The sequence below is a fragment of the Caulobacter sp. GW821-FHT11E11 genome (genome assembly GCF_058808315.1).
In genome coordinates this window covers 405,480-428,805 of sequence record NZ_JBXARO010000005.1, presented here as the reverse complement: position 1 = coordinate 428,805, position 23,326 = coordinate 405,480, and the positions used below count along the sequence as shown (strand labels likewise).

At 69.3% G+C, this 23,326-nt stretch carries 17 protein-coding genes and 1 pseudogene; 5 read left to right on the top strand and 13 right to left on the bottom strand.

The annotated features are described in order from the left end of the window. Positions 1-18: 18 nt before the first annotated feature. The 3 genes from AC1RR5_RS15275 to AC1RR5_RS15265 all read left to right on the top strand — a co-directional run bounded on the left by AC1RR5_RS15275 (position 19) and on the right by AC1RR5_RS15265 (position 4,654). Entirely contained in the window at positions 19-2,484 is a 2,466-nt protein-coding gene (locus AC1RR5_RS15275; RefSeq protein ID WP_492922546.1) for a glycoside hydrolase family 3 protein, read from the top strand. Between the two features lie 15 nt (positions 2,485-2,499). Next, the gene (locus AC1RR5_RS15270) at positions 2,500-4,407 is read left to right on the top strand and encodes a sialate O-acetylesterase (protein WP_492922544.1); all 1,908 of its coding nucleotides are present in this window, start codon (positions 2,500-2,502) and stop codon (positions 4,405-4,407) included. A 91-nt stretch (positions 4,408-4,498) separates the two neighbouring features. Next, positions 4,499-4,654, top strand: coding sequence for a hypothetical protein (locus AC1RR5_RS15265; RefSeq protein WP_492922542.1), 156 nt, complete (start codon positions 4,499-4,501; stop codon positions 4,652-4,654). Here AC1RR5_RS15265 and AC1RR5_RS15260 read toward each other — a convergent pair. The 9 genes and pseudogenes from AC1RR5_RS15260 to putA form a co-directional block, all read right to left on the bottom strand. After that, the gene (locus AC1RR5_RS15260; RefSeq protein ID WP_492922540.1) at positions 4,635-6,248 is read right to left on the bottom strand and encodes a carboxylesterase/lipase family protein; all 1,614 of its coding nucleotides are present in this window, start codon (positions 6,246-6,248) and stop codon (positions 4,635-4,637) included. The genes AC1RR5_RS15265 and AC1RR5_RS15260 overlap by 20 nt on opposite strands. A gap of 77 nt (positions 6,249-6,325) precedes the next feature. Continuing rightward, positions 6,326-7,225: an SEL1-like repeat protein gene (locus tag AC1RR5_RS15255; protein ID WP_492922538.1), complete on the bottom strand. Its 900-nt coding sequence runs from the start codon at positions 7,223-7,225 to the stop codon at positions 6,326-6,328. 5 nt (positions 7,226-7,230) lie between these two features. Further along, a complete protein-coding gene (locus AC1RR5_RS15250) occupies positions 7,231-8,436 on the bottom strand; it encodes a TonB family protein (RefSeq protein WP_492922536.1) in 1,206 nt (401 codons plus the stop codon). Continuing rightward, positions 8,433-8,795 (bottom strand): BlaI/MecI/CopY family transcriptional regulator, encoded by a 363-nt coding sequence (locus AC1RR5_RS15245; RefSeq protein WP_492922664.1) that lies wholly within the window; start codon positions 8,793-8,795, stop codon positions 8,433-8,435. Before AC1RR5_RS15245 ends, AC1RR5_RS15250 begins: the two co-directional genes overlap by 4 nt. Positions 8,796-8,890: 95 nt before the next feature. Continuing rightward, a complete protein-coding gene (locus AC1RR5_RS15240) occupies positions 8,891-10,228 on the bottom strand; it encodes a glycoside hydrolase 5 family protein (RefSeq protein ID WP_492922534.1) in 1,338 nt (445 codons plus the stop codon). 102 nt (positions 10,229-10,330) lie between these two features. After that, positions 10,331-11,695: an alpha/beta hydrolase family protein gene (locus AC1RR5_RS15235; RefSeq protein WP_492922532.1), complete on the bottom strand. Its 1,365-nt coding sequence runs from the start codon at positions 11,693-11,695 to the stop codon at positions 10,331-10,333. A gap of 57 nt (positions 11,696-11,752) precedes the next feature. Then, positions 11,753-12,033 (bottom strand): annotated as a pseudogene (locus AC1RR5_RS15230) (type II toxin-antitoxin system RelE/ParE family toxin). Then, complete coding sequence (locus AC1RR5_RS15225; RefSeq protein ID WP_492922530.1) at positions 12,030-12,290, bottom strand: antitoxin; 261 nt, start codon at positions 12,288-12,290, stop codon at positions 12,030-12,032. Before AC1RR5_RS15225 ends, AC1RR5_RS15230 begins: the two are co-directional and overlap by 4 nt. A gap of 37 nt (positions 12,291-12,327) precedes the next feature. Further along, complete coding sequence (gene putA / locus AC1RR5_RS15220; protein ID WP_492922662.1) at positions 12,328-15,417, bottom strand: bifunctional proline dehydrogenase/L-glutamate gamma-semialdehyde dehydrogenase PutA; 3,090 nt, start codon at positions 15,415-15,417, stop codon at positions 12,328-12,330. 447 nt (positions 15,418-15,864) lie between these two features. On the opposite strand from putA, the gene AC1RR5_RS15215 reads away from it, so the two are divergent. After that, on the top strand, positions 15,865-16,332 hold the full coding sequence (locus AC1RR5_RS15215) for an Lrp/AsnC ligand binding domain-containing protein (protein ID WP_454714191.1): 468 nt from the start codon (positions 15,865-15,867) through the stop codon (positions 16,330-16,332). Here AC1RR5_RS15215 and AC1RR5_RS15210 read toward each other — a convergent pair. Next, positions 16,329-16,898 (bottom strand): CGNR zinc finger domain-containing protein, encoded by a 570-nt coding sequence (locus AC1RR5_RS15210; protein ID WP_492922528.1) that lies wholly within the window; start codon positions 16,896-16,898, stop codon positions 16,329-16,331. The two genes, AC1RR5_RS15215 and AC1RR5_RS15210, sit on opposite strands and share 4 nt — an antisense overlap. Before the next feature lie 90 nt (positions 16,899-16,988). Here AC1RR5_RS15210 and AC1RR5_RS15205 point away from each other — a divergent pair, with 90 nt between their 5' ends. After that, on the top strand, positions 16,989-17,447 hold the full coding sequence (locus AC1RR5_RS15205; RefSeq protein WP_492922526.1) for a lipocalin-like domain-containing protein: 459 nt from the start codon (positions 16,989-16,991) through the stop codon (positions 17,445-17,447). A 130-nt stretch (positions 17,448-17,577) separates the two neighbouring features. Here AC1RR5_RS15205 and AC1RR5_RS15200 read toward each other — a convergent pair whose 3' ends face one another. The 3 genes from AC1RR5_RS15200 to AC1RR5_RS15190 are packed head-to-tail and all read right to left on the bottom strand — an operon-like array spanning position 17,578 to position 23,306. Beyond that, positions 17,578-18,984, bottom strand: coding sequence for an efflux transporter outer membrane subunit (locus tag AC1RR5_RS15200; protein ID WP_492922524.1), 1,407 nt, complete (start codon positions 18,982-18,984; stop codon positions 17,578-17,580). 2 nt (positions 18,985-18,986) lie between these two features. Continuing rightward, positions 18,987-22,139, bottom strand: coding sequence for an efflux RND transporter permease subunit (locus AC1RR5_RS15195; RefSeq protein ID WP_492922522.1), 3,153 nt, complete (start codon positions 22,137-22,139; stop codon positions 18,987-18,989). 12 nt (positions 22,140-22,151) lie between these two features. Beyond that, positions 22,152-23,306 carry an efflux RND transporter periplasmic adaptor subunit gene (locus AC1RR5_RS15190; RefSeq protein WP_492922520.1) on the bottom strand — a complete coding sequence of 385 codons (1,155 nt, stop codon included), beginning with the start codon at positions 23,304-23,306 and terminating at the stop codon, positions 22,152-22,154. Between the last annotated feature and the right edge of the window lie 20 nt (positions 23,307-23,326).

The following is a 23,326-nucleotide window of genomic DNA, read 5'->3' as shown; positions in this document are numbered from 1 at the left end:
GCGGCAACGAAAGAAGAGTTGGGGAGTATGAACACCAGGACCCTGTGCGTCGCCCTGTTGGCGTCGACCTTTCTGTCTGGCGCGGCCGCCGCGCAGACTGGCCCGCAAAATACCGCCAACCCGGCCAAGTGGCCCGCGGCCAAGAGCCAGGGCCTGGTCGATCCCGCGACCGAAGCCTTCGTCGACGGCCTGCTGGCCAAGCTGACTCTCGAAGAGAAGGTCGGCCAGCTGATCCAGGCCGACATCGGCCAGATCAAGCCGGAGGAGCTGAAGACCTATCCGCTGGGCTCGATCCTGGGCGGGGGCAGCTCGCCGCCGCTGGGCGCGCCCGACCGCTCGCCGCAGAAGCCCTGGGTCGACACCGCGAAAGCCTTCCGTGATGGCGCGGCGCAGCGCGAGGGCGGGACGCACATCCCGCTGATGTTCGGCATCGACGCCGTGCACGGCAACAACAACGTCGTCGGCGCGACCCTCTTCCCGCACAACATCGCCCTGGGCGCGGCGCGCGATCCCGAGCTGATCCGCCGCATCGGCAAGGCCACCGCGTTCGAGACCTCGGCCGCCGGCTTCGACTGGGCGTTCGGCCCGACCCTGGCCGTGCCCCGCGACGACCGCTGGGGCCGCGCCTATGAGGGCTATTCCGAGGATCCCCTCATTGTCCGCCAATATGCCGGCGAGATGATCCTGGGTCTGCAGGGCGCGGTGTCCCAGGGCGGTGTGATCCAGCAAGGCCACGTGGCGGCCAGCGCCAAGCACTTCCTGGGCGACGGCGGCACCGAGAACGGCGTGGACCAAGGCAATACCAAGGTGTCGGAGGCCGACCTCGTCCGCCTGCACGCCCAGGGCTACGTTCCCGCGATCAACGCCGGGACCCTGACGATCATGGCTTCGTTCAACAGCTGGAACGGCGTCAAGATGCACGGCAACAAGAGCCTGCTGACCGACGTCCTCAAGGGCAAGATGGGCTTCGACGGCTTCGTCGTCGGCGACTGGAACGGCCACGGCCAGGTCACGGGCTGCAAGCCCACCGACTGCCCGCAGTCGATCAATGCCGGCCTCGACATGTTCATGGCCCCCGACAGCTGGAAGGCGCTGTACGCCAACACCCTGGCCGAGGTGAAGTCGGGCGTGATCCCGATGGCCCGCCTGGACGACGCCGTCCGCCGCATCCTGCGGGTGAAGGCCAAGATGGGTCTGTTCCAGGCTGCCCGTCCCTATGAGGGCCGAGAGGGCGTGATCGGCAACGCCGAGCACCGCGCCGTCGCCCGCGAGGCGGTGCGCAAGTCGCTGGTTCTGCTGAAGAACAACGGCGTCCTGCCGGTCAAGGCCAGTGCGAACGTGCTGGTCGCTGGCTCGGGCGCGGACGACATCGGCAAGCAGTCGGGCGGCTGGACCCTGTCGTGGCAGGGCACGGGCAACACCAATGCCGACTTCCCCAATGCGGAGTCGATCTATGCCGGCGTGAAGACCGCGGTCGAGGCTGGCGGCGGCAAGGCTACGCTTGCGGTCGATGGTTCGTTCGAGACCAAGCCCGACGTCGCCATCGTCGTCTTCGGTGAAAATCCGTATGCGGAAGGTGTCGGCGACCTGAAGACCACGCTGGAGTACCAACCGGGCGCCAAGACCGACCTGGCCTTGCTCAAGAGCCTGAAGGCCAAGGGCGTGCCGGTGGTGGCGGTGTTCCTCACGGGGCGCCCGCTGTGGGTGAACCCGGAGATCAACGCCTCGGACGCCTTCGTCTCGGCCTGGCTGCCGGGTTCGGAAGGCGGCGGCGTCGCTGACGTCATCATTGGCGACAAGGCCGGCAAGCCGCGCACCGACTTCCACGGCAAGCTGTCGTTCAGCTGGCCCAAGACGGCTGCTCAGTTCTCGCTCAACAAGGGCGACAAGGGTTACGACCCGCTGTTCGCCTATGGCTATGGCCTGAGCTACGCGCGGCCCGGCAAGGTCGCGAAGCTGTCGGAAGTGTCGGGCGTCAAGCCGGTGGCCGACAACGCCGTGAACTACTTCGTGGCCGGCAAGACCCCGCCGCCGTTCGAGTTCAAGGCCTCGCCCTCGTCGTCGGTGCAGATCGCGCCGATCGACGCCGGCAACGTCCAGGAAGCCGGCCGCCAGATCACCTATGCCGGCGACAAGCTGGGCCGGGCGACGATCGTCGGCGAGAAGCCGCTGGACCTGTCGTTCCAGACCAATGCCGAGATGGCCCTGGCCTTCGAGTACCGCATCGACGCCCTACCGACCAAGCCGGTGATCCTGGCCATCGGCGCGGGCAAGCTGGACGCCACCCCGCCGCCTGGAACCCCGACCGGCCAGTGGGCCAGCGTCAAGATCCCGCTGAAGTGCTTCCAGGCCGCCGGGACCGACGTGACCAAGGTCACGGCGCCGTTTGACCTGGGCACGGCCGGGACCTTCCAGGTCTCGATCGCCAACGTGAAGCTGACGGCCGACCCGGCCGGGGCGGTCTGTCCGCCGAAAGCGCAGTAGGGAAATGGAGCAGGGATGCGGTTGAAAGTTCTGGCCCTAGCGGCCGCGTCCCTGCTTGCCAGCCCGGCTCTCGCCGGTCCGCTGGCGTCCGTCTTCAGCGACCATGCGGTGTTGCAACGCGACCAGCCCATCCGGGTGTGGGGTCGCGCGGCGCCGAACGCGGCGGTGGCCGTCGATCTCTCCGGCGCTGGCGCCAGCGCCACGGCCGGCGTTGACGGCCGCTGGAGCGCGGTGCTGCCGGCCCGCGCGGGCGGTGGTCCGGCCCTGACCCTGACGGTTCAGGCCGGGGCAGAGCGCCAGGTGGTCTCCGACCTCGTCATGGGCGACGTCTGGCTGTGCTCGGGCCAGTCGAACATGGAATATCCGCTGCGCCGCACCCTGGCCGGCGACAGCGAGGTGGCCGCCGCGGCCGACCCCAATATCCGCCTGCTGCAGACCGGCAAGATCAGCATGCCTGCGCCGCAGGAGGCCCTGCCGGCCAGCGTCGTCTGGAAGGCCGCCACGCCGCAAACAGCCGCCGAGTTCAGCGCCGCCTGCTTCTTCCTGGGCAAGGACCTGCGGAAGTCCACCAACGTACCGATCGGCCTGATCGACGCCACCTGGGGCGGCTCGGTGATCCAGGACTGGATCAGCCGCGAGGGGCTGGCCGCGCTGAAGTCCTATGACGAGGGCCTGACGGTCCTCGACGCCTATGCTCGCGACCCGGTCGTGGGCCAGGCCAAGTGGGCGGCGATGCTGGACCGCTGGGCGGCCGCCAAGCTGGGCGCGGCCAATGACGGCATGCGGCCGGACCTCGATGACCGGTCGTGGAAGACCGTGCCGATGGAGAACTTCTGGGAGAACTATCCCGGCCTGGAAGGCTTCGACGGCGTCGTCTGGCTGCGTACGGAGATCACCCTGACCAAGGCCCAGGCCGCCCAGGGCGCGATCCTGGCGCTGGGTCCGGTCGACGACATGGACACCACCTTCCTCAACGGCCGCGAAGTTGGCGCGACCCAGAGCTGGAACGGACCCCGGAACTACAAGATCGCGCCGGGCGTCCTGAAGGCCGGTCGCAACGTCCTGGCCGTGCGCGCCATCGACACCGGCGGTGGCGGCGGGACCTGGGGCAAGGCCGCAGACAAGGGTCTGAAGTTGGACGACGGGACCGTCGTGCCGCTCAGCGGAGCCTGGCGCTACAAGATCGCCGCGCCGCTGTCGCAGACCGCCTTGCCGCCCAACGCGCCGTGGCTGGGGGCCAGCGGCCTCAGCACCCTGCGCAACGGCATGATCGCCCCGCTGGTCCCGTATGGGGTCAAGGGCTTCGCCTGGTATCAGGGCGAGGCCAATGTCACCGAGGCCGGCGAATATGCCCGCCTGATGCCCGCCTTGATCGCCGACTGGCGCCAGGCGTTCGGCGCGCAGCCGTTCCTGCTGGTTCAACTGGCGGCTTTCGGGCTTCAGAAGCCCGGTGTGGCGAACTCCGACTGGGCCGCCTTGCGCGACGTCCAGCGCCGAGTGGCGGCGGCCGATCCGAAGGTCGGCATGGCCAGCGCGGTCGACATCGGCTCGCCCTACGACATCCACCCGGCCGACAAGACGCGGGTGGGGCAGCGGTTGGCCCTGCTGGCGCGGAGGATCGCCTATGGCGAAACCGTGCTGGCGGCCGGCCCGGCCCCACTCTCGGTTCGCCGTGATGGTGCGGACGTGGTGGTGACCTTGGACCAGCCGGCGGTCGTCTACGGCGCGGCCCGCCCGATCGGCTTCGAGCTGTGCGATACGACCTGCCGCTTCGTCGATGCGAGCGTGGAGGGGGCGACCGTCCGCCTCGCCGGCGCCGCCGGCGCGACCAAGGTGCGCTACGCCTGGGCCGACAGTCCGATCATCAACCTGTTCGGCGCGATGGGCCTGCCGGCGACGCCGTTCGAGCTGCCGCTGCCGTAGAAAGCTTCAGCACGATTCCTTGGTTACCCCGCCGTTAACCAGCAACCCCTTGTCGGCACTGACATTTCGATCCCTATAAAGGAGCGTGTCGGTGACCTTCGACGAGCGTCAGGAATGGATCGGTTTGTGGGAGGCGGTGTTCGGCGAGCCGCCGCCCATCGAGGCCGAGTCCGACGTGACCGGCCGGATCCTGATCGAGCACCTCCCGCCCATCCTGCCCTACGAACTCAAGTCCCGAACTGAGTGAACGGCACCCGGTTGAAGAACTCGCGCTCGGCGCCGCGCGGGTCGTCCTCCAGGCGCGAGACGTTGTCGAACACCATCGTCTGGCGACGGGGCAGGGTGTAGGGCTCCCACTTGGGCAGGGTCCCGCCATTGGGATCGCCCGTGGCGGCGAAGCGCACGAAGGCGTCGCTCATCGTGTTGGACATCGCCACCGACTCCGGCCCCGTGCCGACGATCGAGCCCTTGGCGTCCAGCGTGCCGAACACCAGGCCGATGTCGATGGTGTGCGGCGCGCCGAAGATCCCGCCGTCCTTGGGCGACTTCCAATCGACCTGGTAGGCGAAGGCGGGCGCGCCGGCCTTGGCGCGTTCCTCGTCCTGGATGATCGCGGCCTTCCACGAGCGGCCGGCGGTCGAGGCGGCGAAATAGACGTCCGACGGCGAATAGTTCGGATAGGTCTGGCGGTAGAAGGCGACCACCGTCTCGGGATCGATGTCGATGCGGCCGGCGAACTGGCTGGGCAGCCTGGCCAGCACCTCGTCCCAGGTCTTGGGGAAGGCCTTGGCGTCGAAGCCGATGAAGCCCTTGGTCTCGTCGTGGGTGTTCCCGCACATCATCGGCACGGACAGCCCCACCGGCGAGGCGTCGGGGAAGAACGGGTGGCGGGTCAGGCTGCGCTCGTCCAGCACCGGGCCCATATAGACGCTGCCCTGGCCGGCGATCGGGTCGACAGCCCGCAGGCCCTCGACCATCTTGTCGGCCGGCAAGGCGCGCAGGGAGGCCAGGTCCTTGGCGCCGGTCTTGTCCATGAACGCCTTCGCGCGCTTGGTGGCGTTGAACGGGCCGCCGGCGGTGACCTGCTGGCCGCTCATGGTGGCGGCGCGATGCAGCAGGCCCTTGGCGGCCGGCATGGCCATCAGAGTGGCGATCTTGGCGCCGCCGCCCGATTGTCCGAACAGCATCACCCGCTCGGGATCGCCGCCGAACTGGGCGATGTTGTCCCGCACCCACTGCAGGGCCAGGACCAGGTCCAGCTGGCCGGCATTGCCGCTGTCGGCCACCGACGGGTCGTTGAACAGGCGCGCCAGGTACAGATAGCCGAAGGCGTTCAGGCGGTGGTTCACCGTCACGACGACCACGTCGCTGCGCTTGGCCAGCTTCGTGCCTTCGTACCAGGGGCTCGAGCCCGAGCCGGTGTTGTAGGCGCCGCCGTGGATGTAGAACATCACCGGCCGCTTGCCGCCGTCGGCGAGGCCGGCCTTTGACGCCTTGGACGGGGTCCAGACGTTCAGGAACAGGCAGTCCTCGGACTGGACCTCGTCCTCGCCCTTACCCTGCGGGCACGACGCGCCGTAGGTCAGGGCGTCCTTCACATCGGTCCACGGCTCGGGCTTCACCGGCGCGGCGAAGCGGCGCTCGCCGCCGGTGTCCTGGCCGTAGCGCAGGCCCTTGAACACGCTGATCTCGCCGTCGACATAGCCGCGCACCTTGCCAGCGGTGGTCTTGATCACGGGCGAGCGCTTCTCGGCCGTGAAGCCCACGGTCGGCAGGGCGGCGAAGGCGGCCAGGGCGGCGGCCCCGGTGATCAGGGTGCGGCGAGTCTGAACGGTGTCCACGGGGCTTCCTCCGGCGCGTCTAACGCACGATTTGCCGGTAGCGGTAGCACGGGTGACACCGGTGACAATCCACTATTTCAGATGCTTGGGCAGAGGTGTCCGCGCCGGCAGCTGACCGAGGCCGGACCACCCTGGGCGATGATCCGGGCGCGCAGGACCGCCCATTCCGGGGCGAGCTCGGTCCAAGGCGCGCGCCGCCAGGCGGCCGACGCAGCCTCGGTGCGGGCCTGCTGCTTGGGCGTCAGCTGGGCCCAGGCGGCGTCACGCCGCGCGGCGAAGCGGACCGGCTGGTCGCGGGCGAGGTCGGCCAGCAGCGCGTAGTTATCCACAGGGTCGGGCAGGGCGCCGACCAGCTCCTCGCGGCAACCCTTGCCGGTGACCCGAACGCACAGGGCGGCGATCCGCCGGCCCAGCTCCGGATCGATCGGATACTGGTGCGCGCCGCCGCGGATATAGGTCGCCAGCATCGACAGCCCGCCGACCTCGCCGCGCGCGGCGGCCTGCTCGACCAGGTCCAGCGTCCGGGCGCGGTTGCGCTGGATGGCCGCGAAGCTGCCGTCGCCCTTGTCGTGCCAGGTCTCCATCATCAGTTCCAGCTGGGCGCCGGGTTCGCCGAGGTCGGCCGCGCAGTGCATCAGCCGGGTCCACTGCACCGGATCGGCGAAGCCGGAGTCGGCCGACTGGTACTGCCGGGCGACGGCGAAGATGGCGGAGGCATTGCCGTCCTCTGCCAGGGGCTTGAGCACCGCGAACCGCTCCTGGTGATACCGGCGCTGCAGGTCCAGGAAGCCCTGGGTCTGGGCGGCGGTCGTCAGGCCCTTGGCGGCGTCGAAGGTCTTCAGCCGCTCGGCCTGGGCCTGGTCGACCGGCGCCACCGCGCGGGTCAGCTCGGCCCGGTCGGCGGCCAGGTCACGAGGCTGGGCCGGGACGCAGGGGATGGCCAGCGCGGTGGCCAGGATCAGGGCGGGCAGCGGCATGCGCCCTACGCCTTCGGGTCCTGGAACACGATCGGCAGGCGGATCACCCCACCGGCGGTCGGTTTGCCGTCGCGGTCCTCGGGAGCCATCTGGAAGTGGCGGGCCAGCTTGATCGTGGCCTCGCCGAAGCCGTACTGGGCGGGGTCCTCCTGGCGGACCAGGCAGTTCTCCAGCCGGCCTTCGGCGGTGATCGAGCAGTCGACGGTCACCCGAGCGGCGGTGACGCCGGCCTCGTGTGCGGCTTGCGGATAGTAGCGGGCCATGTCTTCGCCGCCCGGACGCTGGGTCCAGACCGGCAGGCGGATGGTCGGCTCGGGAACATTGGCGGCCCACACCGCGCCGGCGGCGGCCAGGCCCAGGGTCCCGACCAGCAGGGCGCCCAGCAGCTTGCGGGCGGGAGGCGTCGAAGCGGTCCGCAGCATCATCAGTCTCTCCTTCAGGGGATGGACGCCGACAGCGGGCCAGTGGCAGCCGAACGGCGCGGACAAGGGGGTAAGGGCGCTGCCCAGCAGGGTCTCGGCATAGAGGCGGGCGGCGGCGGGATGGCGCTCGACCACGGCGGCGTCGCAGGCGATTTCCTGGTCGATCCGCAGCGACTTGGCGGCGACATGGACCAGCGGGTTGAACCAGGCGAGGCAACGCACGGCCACGACCAGGGCGTTCACGGCCGCGTCGCCGCGCGCCAGGTGGACGCGCTCATGGGCCAGGACGAGGTCGCGCGCCGGACCCTGGAAGCGGGCCTCGAAGTCGGCGGGCGCGACGATGCGCGGCCGGATCGCGCCCAGCAGCAGCGGTCCCGCTCCGGTGTGCTGGCCCAGCAGCAGGTCGGGATCGGCGGGCGAGGGGGTGAGACGTCCCAGACCGCGCACGAAATGGGCCTGGCGCAGGGCGAACAACACCGCCGCGCCGACCGCGCCGAAGGCCCATAGGATGGTCAGGATCTCCGACACCTTGTGCACCTGGCGCGAGACCGGATGCACTGACCAGGCCGCGTCGGCCGCCAGCGTGACCACGGGAGCCATCGCGCCGGTTGCGGCGGGCGCCGGCAGCAGGGCCGTGACCACGCACAGCGGCGCGACCAGCCAAAGGGCGTAGGCCGCCAGCGGGCCGAAGGCGCGGCGGACAGGTCGGCGCAGGGCCAGGACCAGCAGGATGCCGACCGCCAGGGCCAGCTCGCCGCGGATGATCAGGGTGAGGATGGTGTCGTTCATTTGCCGATCTTCTCGATCAGCGCCTTCAGGTCGGCGACGTCCTGTTCGCTCAGCTTGTCGCTGTCGGAGAAGTGGGCCACCAGCGGCGCCAGCCGGCCGTCGAACAGGCGGTCCAGCAGGCCCTGGCTCTCGCTGCCGACATAGGCCTCGCGGGTCACCAGCGGGGAATAGAGATAGCGCCGGCCCTCGGCGGTCGCGCCGATGGCCTTCTTCTTCAGCAGCCGGCTGATCAGCACCTTCACGGTGCCCTCGGTCCAGGCGTTGGGTTCGCTGACCTCGGCCATAATGGCCTCGGAGGTCAGGGGGCTGCGCCGCCACAGCGCCTCCATCACCACGCTTTCCGCCGCGCTGATCTTCATGCCTGCCATTGGGTCGCGCCTCATCGATGACAAGTGTCAACGAATCGACGTTGACACTTGTCATCGATACCGTCAACCGGCGTTCGGCGAGGTGGCTAGAGCGCCGCCACCGCCGCGGCGTGGCCCGCGATCACGGCCTTGGTCGAGGCGTCGTTGTCGAACACGCCGTACAGGCCCTGCTCCTCCTGGGGCGGGTCGCCGACGAAGCTCTTGTCGCCGTGCACGAACCAGGCGTCCGGATGCTGGGCGCGGCCTTCGCCGTTCCAGGCCCAGAAGTTGGTGCCCGCCACCGGGCCGCCGGCCTTCATGTCATCGAGCGCCAGGCCGTAGATGGTCTTGTAGAACCGGTCCTTGTCGGCCGTGGCCGAGGCGGGGACGAACGAACGGTCCTCGCGGATCAGGCCGAACTCCTCGATGACCAGCGGCTTGTTCAGTTGCTTGGCCAGGGCGATGTGGCGGGTGACGTATTCGCGGCACTTGGCCTCGCCGTCGGCATAGGTCGCCGGCTGGTTCTTGACGTCGATCCAGCCCCAGTTGTTGGGCCAGACGTGCAGGGTCAGGTAGTCGATGGTCGAGGGCTTGTGGGCCTCGACCACGCAGGCCTCGCTGTGCAGGCAGCCCATGCTGCCTTCGCTGCCGGTGCTGACCAGGTGCTTGGGATCCAGCGTCTTGATGATCGCCGAGACCTCGCTGATCCACTTGTAATAGGTCGGCAGGTTCTTGTTGCCGAACTCGTCCGTGCCGCCGGGGCGCGGTTCGTTGGCCAACTGCCAGGCCATGATGGTCGGATCGTCGCGATAGGCCTTGCCGGTGACGGTGTTCTGGCGGCCGACCAGGCCCAGCAGGTAACGACGGAACAGGGCGTTGGCCTTCTCGTCGCCATAGAAGCGGCCCGAATAGTCCGGGAACTCCGGCCACGGGTGGGCCGGGTCGCCCTGCTGGAACCAGGGGCCGTTGCCGACCCAGTTCAGATAGGCCGGCATGCCGCCCGACCAGTCCCAGAAGTTGTTGACGTAGATCACCGCCTTCATGTCGCGCGCGGCCATCTCGGCCAGCAGGACGTCCAGGCCCTTCAGCAGGTCCTGGTCGTAGACGCCGGGCTTTTCCTGGAAGGTCGGGGCGACGGCGGCCTTGGCCGGCGAGCGCTCGCCCGCGCCCAGGACCCGCAGATTGGTGACGCCCAAGGCCTTCAGCCTATCGAGCTCGCGCTTGAGCCGCTCGCGGTCGCCTGTGGCCCCGGGCGAACCCAGCCATGCGCCGTACCACAGGTTCGCGCCGGTGAAGCGGTAGGGCTTGCCGTCCAAGACGAGGCGGCCGTTCTTGACCGCCACAAAGCCCTTCCGCGGGGCGGGCGGTTTGTTGGTCGCGCCCAGAGCCGGCGCGGCGAGCAGGCCGGCGGCCGCGCCGCCCAAGAGAAAGCGTCTGCTGAGCATCTTCCTGAATTCCCCCGTAGAATTTGTATTTTGCGGGAGGGTAACCGAGCGCGGCCCTTGGCGGAAGCGGATTAAATAAAGATGATGTAGGAAATGGCCGTTCTAGCGCGGCTTCGCGTGGGCGACGGTCCAGTCGACGATCGTCGCCAGCGCGCTCGGGGCGATGGTCTCCTCGATATTGGCGTACTCCCCCGGCGCGCCGGTGCGGGCGGTCTGGAACAGGTGGTTCAGGTCCGGCAGCGCCAGGGTCGTGGCGTCGGCATTGCCGGCCAGGGCCGCCTTGATCGCCGGGATGTTCACCGCCGCCGAAACCTGGGTGTCCTTGGCGCCGTTGATCGCCAGCACCGGCGCGCGGACCTGGGCCAGGGCCTGGGCGGGGTCCACCGTCAGGAAGGTGCGGTACCAGGCCGAGTTGATCAGCGCGGCATTGCCCTCGGCGGCCTGCGGATTGCCGCCGCCGGCGAACAGCTTGAGCAGTTGCGGTTTGGCCTTGGCCGCGTCGGGTTCGGCCCGGACGAGGGCGTTGGCGGTCTCGACCAGCCTGGCCTGCTGGCTGGCGGCCTTCTCGCCGGCCCCGGAGGCGACGTAGATGTCGTGATACTGCCGGGGCAAGACCTGGTCGCCCGGCACGCCCGTGCCGGCCATCAGCACGATGAAGGCGATGCGCGGATCCTTGGCGGCGACCAGTGGCGCGATGATCCCGCCCTCGCTGTGGCCGATCAGGCCGACGCGCGCCGGATCAATGTCCTTGCGGCCGCGCAGATAGGCGACCCCGGCGGCGACATCGGTGGCGAAGTCCAGTGTGGTGGCCTTGGCGAAGTCACCCGGTTGCGAGCCGCCGACGCCGCGATCGTCGACGCGCAGCACCGCCACGCCGCGCCGGGTCAGGGCGTCGGCCAGCACCAGGAACGGCTTGTGGTCGAACAGGGTCTCGTCGCGATCCTGCGGGCCCGAGCCGGTGATCAGCAGCGCGACCGGGAACGGTCCCTCGCCCGGCGGCAGGGTCAGAGTCCCGGCCAGGGTCAGGCCCGAGGCCGGGTTCGTGTAGGCGACGTCCTCGGCGCGATAGGAGAAGGGCGGCTTGGGCGTCTGCGGGCGCTTGGGCGCGACGATGGCCTGAGGCGTGCGCTCCAGCCGCAACGGCAAGCGTCCGCCGTTCTGCACCCACTCGCCCGCGATCGACTTGCGATCGGCGGCGACCTTGCCTTCGTAGGCGGCGGCCGGCGTGGTCAGGGTGACGGTCAGCTGGTCGCCGGCCAGGGTCGCGCTCGCCTTCAGGCCGGTCGCCTTCTGGGCCGGACTGTCGACACTGGCGGTCCCGTCCGCCTGCAGGTGGAACACCAGCGGCAGCTTCACCCCGACGTCCAGCGTCCCGTACCAGTCACCGGCGATCGGCGCGATCTGGGCGGTGGCGACGGCGGGCGCGAGCAAGGCGGCGACGAATGCCGCGCGAGGCAGGAAACGCATGTGGCTGTAACTCCCCGGACTTTGCGCGGGAGGATGGCCACACGTTGAGCGCGTCGTCTACCTATGCTCCAGGCTGTGCCGGATCCGGGTGACGATCACGCGCGAGCCGCGGACCCTGTAGCGGATGATGTAGGCGTGACGGCCGAAGGGGACATTGATTTGCGGGTGGTCGGGCCGGTGACGCGACCGCGCAGCGGCGTCTCGGCCAAGCTGTCGAACGTCTCCAACAACAAAGGGCCCACGCGCGCCGCGGCGTTGAGATCATGCGCACAGAGCCAGGCCTCGAGACGGTCGACGTCTCTTTGAGCGTTCTCCGAAACGGAGACGATGAAGCTCAATCGCGACCGCCGAAGCGGCGCAAGCGTTCGCGGAATTCGGACAGAGGGATCGATGCCATCTCGCCGCGTTCGACGGCGTCGGCGATTGCCTCGTCGATGGCGGGATCTGGATCGGCAAACGCCGGAAGCGCGCCTGCCAGGCCCGCGTCGATCAGAGCCCTGGCGTACTCGGCCACGGACATACCCAGTCTGTCCGCCGCGACTTTCAGCTGAGCAGCCTGCTCATGATCAATGTGGATGTCGACGCCGTCGGCCATGGGCGAAGGGTCTCGCCCATGGCCTTCGAGGTCAAGATCACAGATTCAGCAGCGCCGGATCGCCGCCCTGGGCGGTGATGTTGACGCTGACCGCGCGCTCCACCGCGAAGCGGAGCAGGGCGTGCGGGCCGCCGGCCTTGGGGCCGGTGCCGGAGAGGCCTTCGCCGCCGAACGGTTGGACGCCGACGACGGCGCCGGTCATCGAGCGGTTGACGTAGGCGTTGCCGGCCGGGACCAGGCGCTGAACGTCGGCCGCGAAGCTCTCGATCCGCGAGTGGATGCCCAGGGTCAGGCCGTAGCGGCGGGCCGCCAGGGCGCCGGCCACCTGGTCCAGGTGCTCGGGCTTGTAGCGGACCACGTGCAGGATCGGGCCGAACACCTCGCGCTCGAGGAAGTCGGCGGCGGGGATCTCGGCCAGGACCGGGGCGAAGAAGGTCCCGCCAGCCGGAGCCGCCAGGGCGTGCAGCACCTTGGCTTCCTTCTTGAGGCGGACCTGGTGCTTGTCGAGCGCGTCCTTGGCCTCGGCGTCGATGACCGGGCCGACGTCGGTGACGGCCAGGGCCGGATCGCCGACCACGAGGGCGTCCATGGCGCCCTTCAGGCCGTCGATGATGCCTTCGGCGGTGTCCTCAGGCAGGAACAGCAGGCGCAGGGCCGAGCAGCGCTGACCAGCGGAGCCGAAGGCGCTGACGATGACGTCGTCGATGACCTGCTCGCGCTGGGCGGTGGTGTCGACGAACATGCCGTTGAGGCCGCCGGTCTCGGCGATGAACGGAACGATCGGGCCCTGGCGCTGGGCCAGGGTCTGGTTGATCCGCCAGGCGGTGTCGGTGCCGCCGGTGAAGGCGACGCCGTCCAGGCCCTCGTGGCTGGTCAGGGCCGCGCCGACGGTCTCGCCGCGCCCCGGCAACAGGGCCAGCAGGCGGCTGTCCAGGCCGGCGGCGTGATAGAGCTTCACGGCCTCGAAGGCGATCAGCGGGGTCTGCTCGGCGGGCTTGGCCAGCACGGCGTTGCCGGCGGCCAGGGCGGCGGCGATCTGGCCGGTGAAGATGGCCAGCGGGAAGTTCCAGGGGCTGATGCAGACGAAGACGCCGCGCCCGGCCAGGCGCAGGGTGTTGGTCTCGCCGACCGGGCCCTTCAGCACCTCACCGGCCCCGAACTGATCCTCGGCCAGCACGGCGTAGTAGCGGCAGAAGTCGACGGCCTCGCGGACCTCGGCGATGCCGTCCGACAGGGTCTTGCCGGCTTCGCGGGCCAAGATGGCGATCAGGCGGTCGATGTTGGTCTCGAGCGCGTCGGCCATGGCGCGCAGGGTCTTGGCGCGGGCCGGGCCGCCGGCCAGGTCCCAGGCGGGCTGCGCGGCGCGGGCCAGGCGGAAGGCCTCGTCGATCTGCGGGATCTGGGCTTCGGAGACCGCGCCGACCGTCTTGTGCTCGTCGGCGGGGGCGACCACGGCTAGCGGCGGGCCGCCGGCGCTGATCTTGCCGCCGATCAAAGGACCGGCCGACAGGGTGGCGCCGTCCAGGGTGGCGACGGCGGCTTGCAGGCGCTCGCGATCGGCCTTCACCGAGAGGTCCAGGCCAGCGGAGTTCTTGCGGCGCGGACCATAGACGTCGATCGGCGTCGGGATCTTGGCGTGGCGCTCGGGGTGGGCTTCGACGGTGTCGATCGGGTCGGTGACGACCTTCTCGACCGGCACGCGCTCGTCCAGCAGGGCGTGGACGAAGCTGGTGTTGGCGCCGTTCTCCAGCAGGCGACGGACCAGATAGGGCAGCAGGTCCTCGTGACCGCCCACCGGGGCGTAGGCCCGCAGGGTGATGCCGTCATAGAGGTCGTCGGCGGCCTTGTAGAGCGCCTCGCCCATGCCGTGCAGACGCTGGTGCTCGATCTTGACGCCGGCGTTCTTGGCCATGCGGACCACGGCCGCCAGGGTGTGGGCGTTGTGGGTGGCGAACTGGGCATAGAGGTGCGGGGCGGCCTCGATCAGGGCCTTGGCGCAGACCAGGTACGACAGGTCGGTGGCCGGCTTGGTCGTATAGACCGGATAGTCCGGACGGCCAGCGACCTGGGCGCGCTTGATCTCGCTGTCCCAGTAGGCGCCCTTGACCAGGCGGACCATCAGGCGACGGCCGGTCTCTTCCGACAGCGCCTTCAGGCGGGCGATCACTTCGCCGCAACGCTTCTGATAGGCCTGGACGGCGAGGCCGAGGCCCGTCCACTGGCCCAACTCCGGCTCACGGCACAGGCGGTCCAGCAGCTTCAGCGACAGGGCCAGGCGATCGGCCTCTTCGGCGTCGATGGTGAAGTTGATGTTGTGCTTGGCGGCGATCAGGGCCAGGCGCAGGGTGCGGGGATAGAGCTCCTCCCACACGCGGTCCTCGTGCGTGGCCTCATAGCGCGGGCACAGGGCCGACAGCTTGACGGACACGCCGTGGCCGGCTTCCGGACCGGCGGCCTTGGACAGCTTGCCGACTGTCTCGATGGCGTCGGTATAGGCCTTCTCATAGCGTGCGGCGTCGGCGGCGGTGCGGGCGCCTTCGCCCAGCATGTCGAAGCTGCACATGGTGTCTTCGTTGGCGGCGCGCTTGATGGCGGCTTCGATCGTCCGGCCCAGGACGAACTGCTCGCCCATGATGCGGATGGCCTGGCCGACGGCGGCGCGGATGACGGGCTCGCCCACGCGGCCGGCCAGCTTCTTGATGAAGCCCGGCAGGTCGTTCTTGGCCTCGTCGTCGGGCTCGACGATCTTGCCGGTCAGCATCAGGCCCCAGGTCGAGGCGTTGACGAACAGGCTGTCGCTGCCGCCCAGGTGGGACGCCCAATCCGCCGAGCCGATCTTCTCGGCGATCAGCTTGTCGCGGGTGTCGTCGTCGGGCGTGCGCAGCAGCGCCTCGGCCAGGCACATCAGGGCCAGGCCCTCGCGGGTGCCCAGGCTGAACTCCTGCAGGAAGCTTTCGACCACGCCTTGCTTGCGGACGCTACGGCGCGCGCCGCGGACCAGGGCCTCGGCCTCGGCGCGGACGGCGGCGCGGTCCTCGCTGGACAGGGGCTTGGCGGCCAGCAGGTCGGCGATCACGGCGGCTTCGTCGCGATACTTGCCGTTGTCCAGGCTGTCCCAGTGGGCCAAGTCGGTCATGATCGGTCCTTCGTTAGAATATCATCGGTCTAACTTGGCTTCGACAGAAGGTGCTTCGTTTGTTGATCGGGCAGTCCGTACGTTCTTCGGAGAAAGCGCGAAAAACATTCGTCCGCTCCAGCCCGCGCGACCGCATGGCGCGGCAAGCGCGCGGAGGACAATGCTCTGGAAGTGGGGAGGCCGAAAGTGGGGAGGGAGGAAGGGGCGCGGCTATTGGGGGGAGCGCACACGCCCCTTCCTCTCTTGCGCGACGCCCTGGGGGGAGGGGGATGGGCGTCGCGTAGGTTCCAGACTTCGGTGGCTGACCGATCCGCTCACGCCTTCAGGAGGAGGGGAGCGCAAGCGGCGCTGGAACGATCGAAGGTGTAACGCTAAGCTTGCCGAAGGTGCTCCGTTTGTGAGCGCTACTTTTCGAAGCTTCTTCGGTAAAATCGCGCCATGTCCATTTCTGCTCTAGATGACACCGATCGCCGACTGTTGAAGGTTCTGCAGGCCGACGGCCGCATCACCAACGCCGAGCTGGCCAAGCGCTGCAACCTGTCGCCGGCCGCCACCTTCGACCGCGTGCGACGTCTGCGCGAGCGCGGCTACATCACCGGCTACGCGGCCCTGCTGGATCCGGCCAAGGTCGACCGCGCCCTGCTAATCTTCGTCGAAGTGGTGCTGGAGCGCACGACCGGCGAGGTGTTCGAGGACTTCGCCGCCGCCGTCCGCCGCGCCCCCGAGATCCTGGAGTGCCACATGGTGGCCGGCGGCTTCGACTACCTGATCAAGGCCCGCGTGCGCGACATGGAGGCCTATCGGAACTTCCTGGGCGACATCCTGGTCAAGATGCCGGGCGTGCGCGAGACGCGGACCTATGCCGTGCTGGAAGAGGTCAAGAGCACGGTGCAGCTGCCGCTCTAGCCCTTCTCCCGCTCCCGAAACGCCGCCACCTTCGCCCTATTCCCGCAGGCGCTCATCGAGCACCAGCGGCGGTCGCCCTTGCGCGAGGTGTCCAGGAACAGGATGGCGCACACCGGCCCCTGGCATTGGCGGATGCGTGCGCCGTCGGGGCCGCCCAGGAGCTCGATGGCCTCGCGCGCCACGCTAGTCAGCAGGTCGCGGGCCGAGCCCTTCAGGCGCGGGCGCTCGGCGGCGTCCAGCCAGGGCGCGGCGGCGGGCCGGGCGGCGAAGGTGTTCAGGGCTTCACGCGGCGTTTCGGGCAGGGGGCGGTCTTCGGCGCGAGCCAGGGCCAGGGCGTAGAGCGTCTCGCGAAGCTCCCGCGCGCCCGAAAGATCTTCGGCGGAAGCGCCGGCCAAGCTGTCGGCCAGCCCCGCCGCGACCAGCCAGCGATCGAGGTCGCCCGGCGAGGCCAGGGCGTCGCGATGGGCGCCGCTGACCCGCCCCGCCAGGGTGGCCGGCAGATCCAGGGGCAGGCGGCCGCCCCGGAAGCGGAAGCCGTCACGGGTCTCTTCGAGTTTGGGCGTCACGAACATCTCACGGGAAACCGGATTGACAGGTTAGCGACGTTCGCCGAGTCTGCGCCAGTAACCGATTTAACAAGTTACATAGGGTGCGAGATGCTGACGACCATGACGGTGCTGGCCCTGCTGGCCGCCGATTTCCCGCTGGCTGGAACCTGGACCCTGACGGCCGCCGACCGGATCACCCCGGCGGGCGTGCGCGAGCACGACTATGGCGCAGCGCCCAAGGGCCGGCTGATCGTCGACGCCGCCGGCCGCTACAGCCTGCAGATCTTCAAGAGTGAGCGGACGGGCTTTGCCTCGGGCGACAAGAAGCGCGGGACGGCCGAGGAATATGCCGACGCCGCCCTCGGCTCCTCGACCCACTACGGGACGATCTCGATCGACGAGGCGGCCCACCAGTTGGTGTTCAAGATCGAAGGCGCGTCCTTCAAGAACTGGGAGGGGACCACCCAACGCCGCGCCTATGAGCTGAAAGGCGACGCCCTGGGCTGGCGCGTCCCGGCCGCGCCGGACGGCAATGTGCCGGTCTCGGAGTGGAAGCGGGAGCGGTAGGAGAAATGGGTGGAACGGGCGGCTCCAGGGATGGGGGGAGGAGCACGCCCGTTCCGTTCGCGACCATCGGGGGTGGGGGATGATGGCCAACGAACTTCCCCGGATGGGCCTCCGGGGAAGGGGAGGAGACTTACGAGGCGGCCGGAGCGCCGCCGCCGAGGGTCTTGTAGAGAGTGACCAGGTTGGTGGCCCGGGCCAGGCGCGCGGTGATCAGGCCCTGCTGGGCCGAATACAGCGTGCGCTGGCTGTCCAGCAGGGTCAGGGCGCTGTCGAGGCCGGCGTCGCGACGCTGCTGCGACAGGCTCTGGCTGCTGGTGGCGGCCACGACCAGGCGCTCCTGGGCGGCGAGACGATCGCCGACCGTCTGGCGCACCGACAGGGCGTCGGAGACCTCGCGGAACGCCGTCTGCACGGTCTTCTCGTAGGTCGCCACGGCGATGTCGCGGTTGGCCTTCGAGACGTTCAGATTGGCCACATTGGCCCCGCCGGCGAAGATCGGCAGGGTGATCGAGGGCGTGAAGCTCCAGGCCTTGGTGCCGCCCTTGAACAGCCCGTCCAGCTCGCCGCTGGCCGAACCGAACGAGCCGGTCAGGGCGATGCGCGGGAAGAAGGCCGCGCGGGCCGCGCCGATATTGGCGTTGGCGCCCTGCAGCTGGTGCTCGGCGGCCAGCACGTCGGGACGACGCGTCAGCACGTCCGAGGGCACGCCCGCCGGCAGCTCGGCCAGGATCTGGGCCCGGGCCAGGTCAGCGGACGGAAGCAGTGTGTCGGGCACATTGCCGCCGGTCAGCAGGGTCAGGGCGTTCAGGTCCTGGGCGACCTGGGCGGTGTAGACCGCCATGTCGCTGCGAGCCGTCTCGGCCTGGACCTGGGCGTTGCGCAGGGTGGCCAGCGAGCCGACGCCGCCGTCGACCTGCTGCTGGGTCAGGCGCAGCGTGTCTTCGCGGGTGGTCAGGGTGTCCTTGGCCAGGGCCAGGCGCTCCTGGTCGGCGGCCAGGGTCAGCCAGGCGTTGGCCGTCTCGGCGATCAGGCTGACGCGCACCGAGCGGGCGGTGTCCTGCTGGGCCAGGAAGGCCTGCAGGGCCTGGTTGTTCAGGCTGCGGATGCGGCCGAACAGGTCCAGCTCATAGGCCGTGAAGCCGATCGTGGCAGTATAGGCCTCGATCTCCATCGCTGTGCCGATCTGCGAGGTGGCGGCCGGGGTGTGGCTGCGTTGCTCGCTGAGCGTCCCGTTGATGGCCGGGAACAGGTTGGCGCGCTGAACGCCGTACTGGGCGCGGGCCTTCTCGATGTTCAGGACCGCCACGCGCAGGTCGCGGTTCTGCTTGAGGGCCAGGTCGACCACGCCTTGAAGGCGCGGATCGACCAGCACCTGGCGCCAGTCGAGGTCGGCGGCCGTGACCGAGCTGGCGGGCTCGGCGCTCGGCGTGGACCAGGCCTGGGCCACCGGCAGGGTCGGACGCTTGTAGTCCGGAGCCATGGTGCAGGCGCTGACCGCCGTGGAGGCCAGCAGGATCAGGGTGAGGTTACGCATCATGGTCAGTGAGCCTCGGCCGGAGGAACGGCCGCGGTTTCCTCGTGGCGTTTGTGCTTGGGTTTGAAGACCCGCTCGACGATCACGAAGAACAGCGGGACGAAGAAGATCGCGAGCAGGGTCGCCGAGATCATGCCGCCGATTACGCCGGTGCCGATGGCGTGCTGGCTGCCCGAGCCCGCGCCGTTGGAGATGGCCAGGGGCAGCACGCCGAACACGAAGGCCAGCGAGGTCATGATGATCGGCCGCAGGCGGATGCGGACGGCTTCCACCGTGGCCTCGATCAGCCCCATGCCCTTCTCGTGCAGATCCTTGGCGAACTCGACGATCAGGATGGCGTTCTTGGACGCCAGGCCCATGGTCGTCAGCAGGCCGACCTGGAAGTAGATGTCGTTGCTGAGGCCGCGGAAGGTGGTGGCCAGCAGGGCGCCGACGATGCCCAGCGGGATGACCATGATCACCGACAGCGGGATCGACCAGCTCTCATAGAGGGCCGCCAGCAGCAGGAACACGACCAGGATCGAGATGCCGTACAGGGCCGGAGCCTGGTTGCCGGACTCGCGTTCCTGGGCCGACAGGCCGGTCCACTCGAAGCCGATGCCGGGCGGCAGGGTGGCGGCGATCTTCTCCATCGCGGCCATGGCCTGGCCCGAGCTCTTGCCGGGAGCCGGCGAGCCCTGGATGTTCAGCGACGACAGGCCGTTATAGCGCTCCAGACGCGGCGAGCCGTAGATCCAGTGGGTGGTGGCGAAGGACGAGAACGGGGCCATCGTGCCGCTGCTTGTGCGGACGTACCAGTTGTTCAGGTCCTCGGGGCGCATGCGGAAGGGCGCGTCGGCCTGGACATAGACCTTCTTGACCCGGCCGCGATCGATGAAGTCGTTGACATAGGCCCCGCCCCACGCGGCGCTGAGCGCGGCGTTGATGTCGGCGGTGGTCAGGCCCATCGCCCCGGCTTTCGCCTGGTCGATGTCGATCTTCAGCTGAGGCGTGTCGTCCTGGCCGTTGGGGCGGACCCCGGCCAGGGTCGGATCCTGGGCGGCCATGCCCAGCACCTGGTTGCGCGCGGCGACCAAGGCGTCGTGGCCGACGCCGCCGACGTCCTGCAGCTGGAAGTCGAAGCCCGACGAGGTGCCCAGTTCCGGCACGGCCGGCGGCACGATCGCGAAGACCATGGCGTCACGGATCTGCATGAACTTGCCCATGGCCCGGCCGGCGACGGCCTGGGCCTTGCGCTCGGCGGCCTTGCGCTCGTCGAAGTCCTTCAGGCGGATGAAGGCCAGACCCGCGTTCTGGCCGGCGCCGGCGAAGCTGAAGCCGGCGACGGTGAAGACGGCCTGAACCGACTCCTTCTCGTCTTGCAGGAAGTGGTTGCGAACCTGGGTCAGCACGGCCTGGGTGCGTTCTTCCGGCGCGCCAGGAGGCAGCTGGACGATGGTGAACATCGTCCCCTGGTCTTCCTCGGGCAGGAAGGCGCTGGGCAGGCGGACGAACAGGAAGGCCATGGCCAGCAGCACCACGCCATAGGCCAGCATCCAGCGGCCGCCCTTGCCGAGCAGGTTGCGGACCGTGCCTTGGTAGCGGCCGCTGACGTCGTCGAAGCTGCGGTTGAACCAGCCGAAGAAGCCGGTCTTGTGCTCCTTGTGGCCCTTCTGGACGGGCTTGAGCATGGTGGCGCACAGGGCCGGGGTCAGGACCAGGGCCACGATCACCGACAGGGCCATGGCCGAGACGATGGTGATCGAGAACTGACGGTAGATCACGCCTTGCGAGCCGCCGAAGAAGGCCATGGGCACGAACACCGCCGACAGCACCAGGGCGATGCCGATCAGGGCGCCGGTGATCTCGTTCATCGACTTGCGGGTGGCTTCGACGGGCGACAGGCCCTCTTCTTCCATCACGCGCTCGACGTTCTCGACCACGACGATGGCGTCGTCGACCAGCAGGCCGATGGCCAGCACCAGGCCGAACATGGTCAGGGTGTTGATCGAGTAGCCGAACAGCGCCAGCACCCCGAAGGTGCCGAGCAGGACGACCGGCACGGCGATGGTCGGGATCAGGGTCGCGCGCCAGTTCTGCAGGAACAGGAACATGACGATGAAGACCAGCACGATGGCTTCGAGCAGGGTCTTGACCACTTCCTCGATCGACAGCTTCACGAACGGCGTCGAGTCGTAGGGGATCACATAGCGGAAGTTGGCCGGGAAGTTCTTCTCCAGCGTGGCCATCCGCGTCTTGATGGCGTCGGCGGTGTTCAGCGCGTTCGCGCCCGGGGCCAGGCGGATGGCCAGGCCGGCGGCGGGCTTGCCGTTGTACTTGGCGCCGAAGCCGTAGCTTTCCGCGCCCAGCTCGACACGGGCCACGTCACGCAGGTGGACGATGGCGCCCCCGGGGCTGTTGCGGACGATGATGTTCTCGAACTCGGCCGGAGTCGTCAGGCGCGACTGGGCCGTGATCGTGGCGTTCAGGCCGATGCCCGGCAGGTTGGGCACGCCGCCCAGCTGGCCGGCCGAGACCTGGGCGTTCTGGGCCCGGATGGCGGCGATGACGTCGGCCGGGGTCAGGTTGAAGCTGGTCAGCTGGTTGGGGTTCAGCCAGATGCGCATGGCGTATTGCGCGCCGAACAGCTGGACCTCGCCCACGCCGTCGACGCGGCTGAGGGGGTCTTGCAGGTTGCTGGCGATGTAGTCGGCCAGGTCGGTGTTGGTGGTCTTCGGGTCGTCCGAATACATGCCGACGATCAGCAGGAAGTTCCGCGCCGACTTGGCGACCGTCAGGCCCTGCTGCTGCACTTCCTGCGGCAGGAGCGCGGTGGCCGTCTGCAGCTTGTTCTGGACTTGCACCTGGGCGATGTCGATGTTGGTGCCGGCCTTGAAGGTCAGGGTCGTGGTGGCCGCGCCCGAGCTGTCGCTGGTCGACGACATGTAGTCCAGGCCGTCCAGGCCCTTCATCTTCTGCTCGATGACCTGGGTGACGCTGTCCTCGACGGTCTTGGCCGAGGCGCCGGGATAGATGGCGCTGACCGAGACCTGGGGCAGGGCGATGTCGGGATACTGGGCGATCGGCAGGCTGCGGATGGCGAGGCCGCCCGCCAGCATGATCACGATCGCGACGACCCACGCGAAGATGGGCCTGTCGATGAAGAAACGGGAAAGCATGACGGGCCGGCCTTAGCGTTGAGCTTGAGCGGTGATGGGGACGGCCTTGACCGGCGCGCCGGGACGGACCTTCTGCAGGCCCTCGACGACGACCTTGTCACCGGCGGAGAGGCCGGTGGTGATCAGCCACTTGTCGCCGACCGTCTGCGAGGCGGTGACGGGGCGCGGGGTCAGCCCGCCCTTGGCGTCGACCACCTGGACGATGGCGTTCCCCTTGGGGTCGCGGGTGACGGCGGCCTGCGGGATCAGGATGCCGCCGTTGGCCACGCCCTTGTCGAGCACGGCGCGGACATACATGCCCGGCAGCAGCACGCCGTTGGGGTTGTCGAAGATGGCGCGCAGCACCACCGAGCCGGTGGTCGGGTCGACGGTGACGTCCGAGAACTCCAGGCGGCCGGCGACCGGATAGGTCGAGCCGTCTTCCAGCTTCAGGGTGACGCGGGCCGAGCCCGAGCGGCCCAGCTTGCCGCTGTTGAACTGCGCCTGCAGCTTCAAGAGCTCGGCCGAGGTCTGGGTCAGGTCGACATAGACCTTCGACAGGTCCTGCACCGTGGCCAGGGCGCCCGCCTGGCTGGCGGTGACCAGGGCGCCGGGGGTCACCGAGCTCTTGCCGATGCGGCCCGAGATCGGGGCGGCGACCTTGGTGTAATTCAGGTTGATGCGGGCGTTGTCCAGATTGGCCTTCTGGACGGCGACGGCGGCGGCGGTCTGGGCCGCGGCCGCCTGGGCGTCGTCATTGTCCTGCTTGGAGACCGCGCCGCTCTCGACCAGGGTCTTGTAGCGGTCGGCCTTCAGCTTGGCGGCCGTGGCGCTGGCCTGGGCCTGGGCCAGGGCGGCGGCGGCGCTGTTGACGCTGGCCTGATAGATGGCGGGGTCGATCTGGTACAGCGATTGGCCGGCGCGGACGTACGAGCCTTCCTGGAACAGGCGCGACTTGATCACGCCGGTGACCTGCGGGCGCACTTCCGAGACCAGATAGGCCGAGGTGCGGCCCGACAGCTCGCTGGTCAGGCCGACCGACTGGCTCTGGGCGACGACATAGCCGACCTCGGTCGGGCCGCCCTGGCCCATGCCGCCGGCGCCGCCTTTCTGGCCACAGGCCGCGAGGGTGAGGGCGATGGCGGCGAGCGCCACGGCGGTCGTGGCTGCCGAGCGTTGGAATTGCATATTTGACCCCGGATGCGATG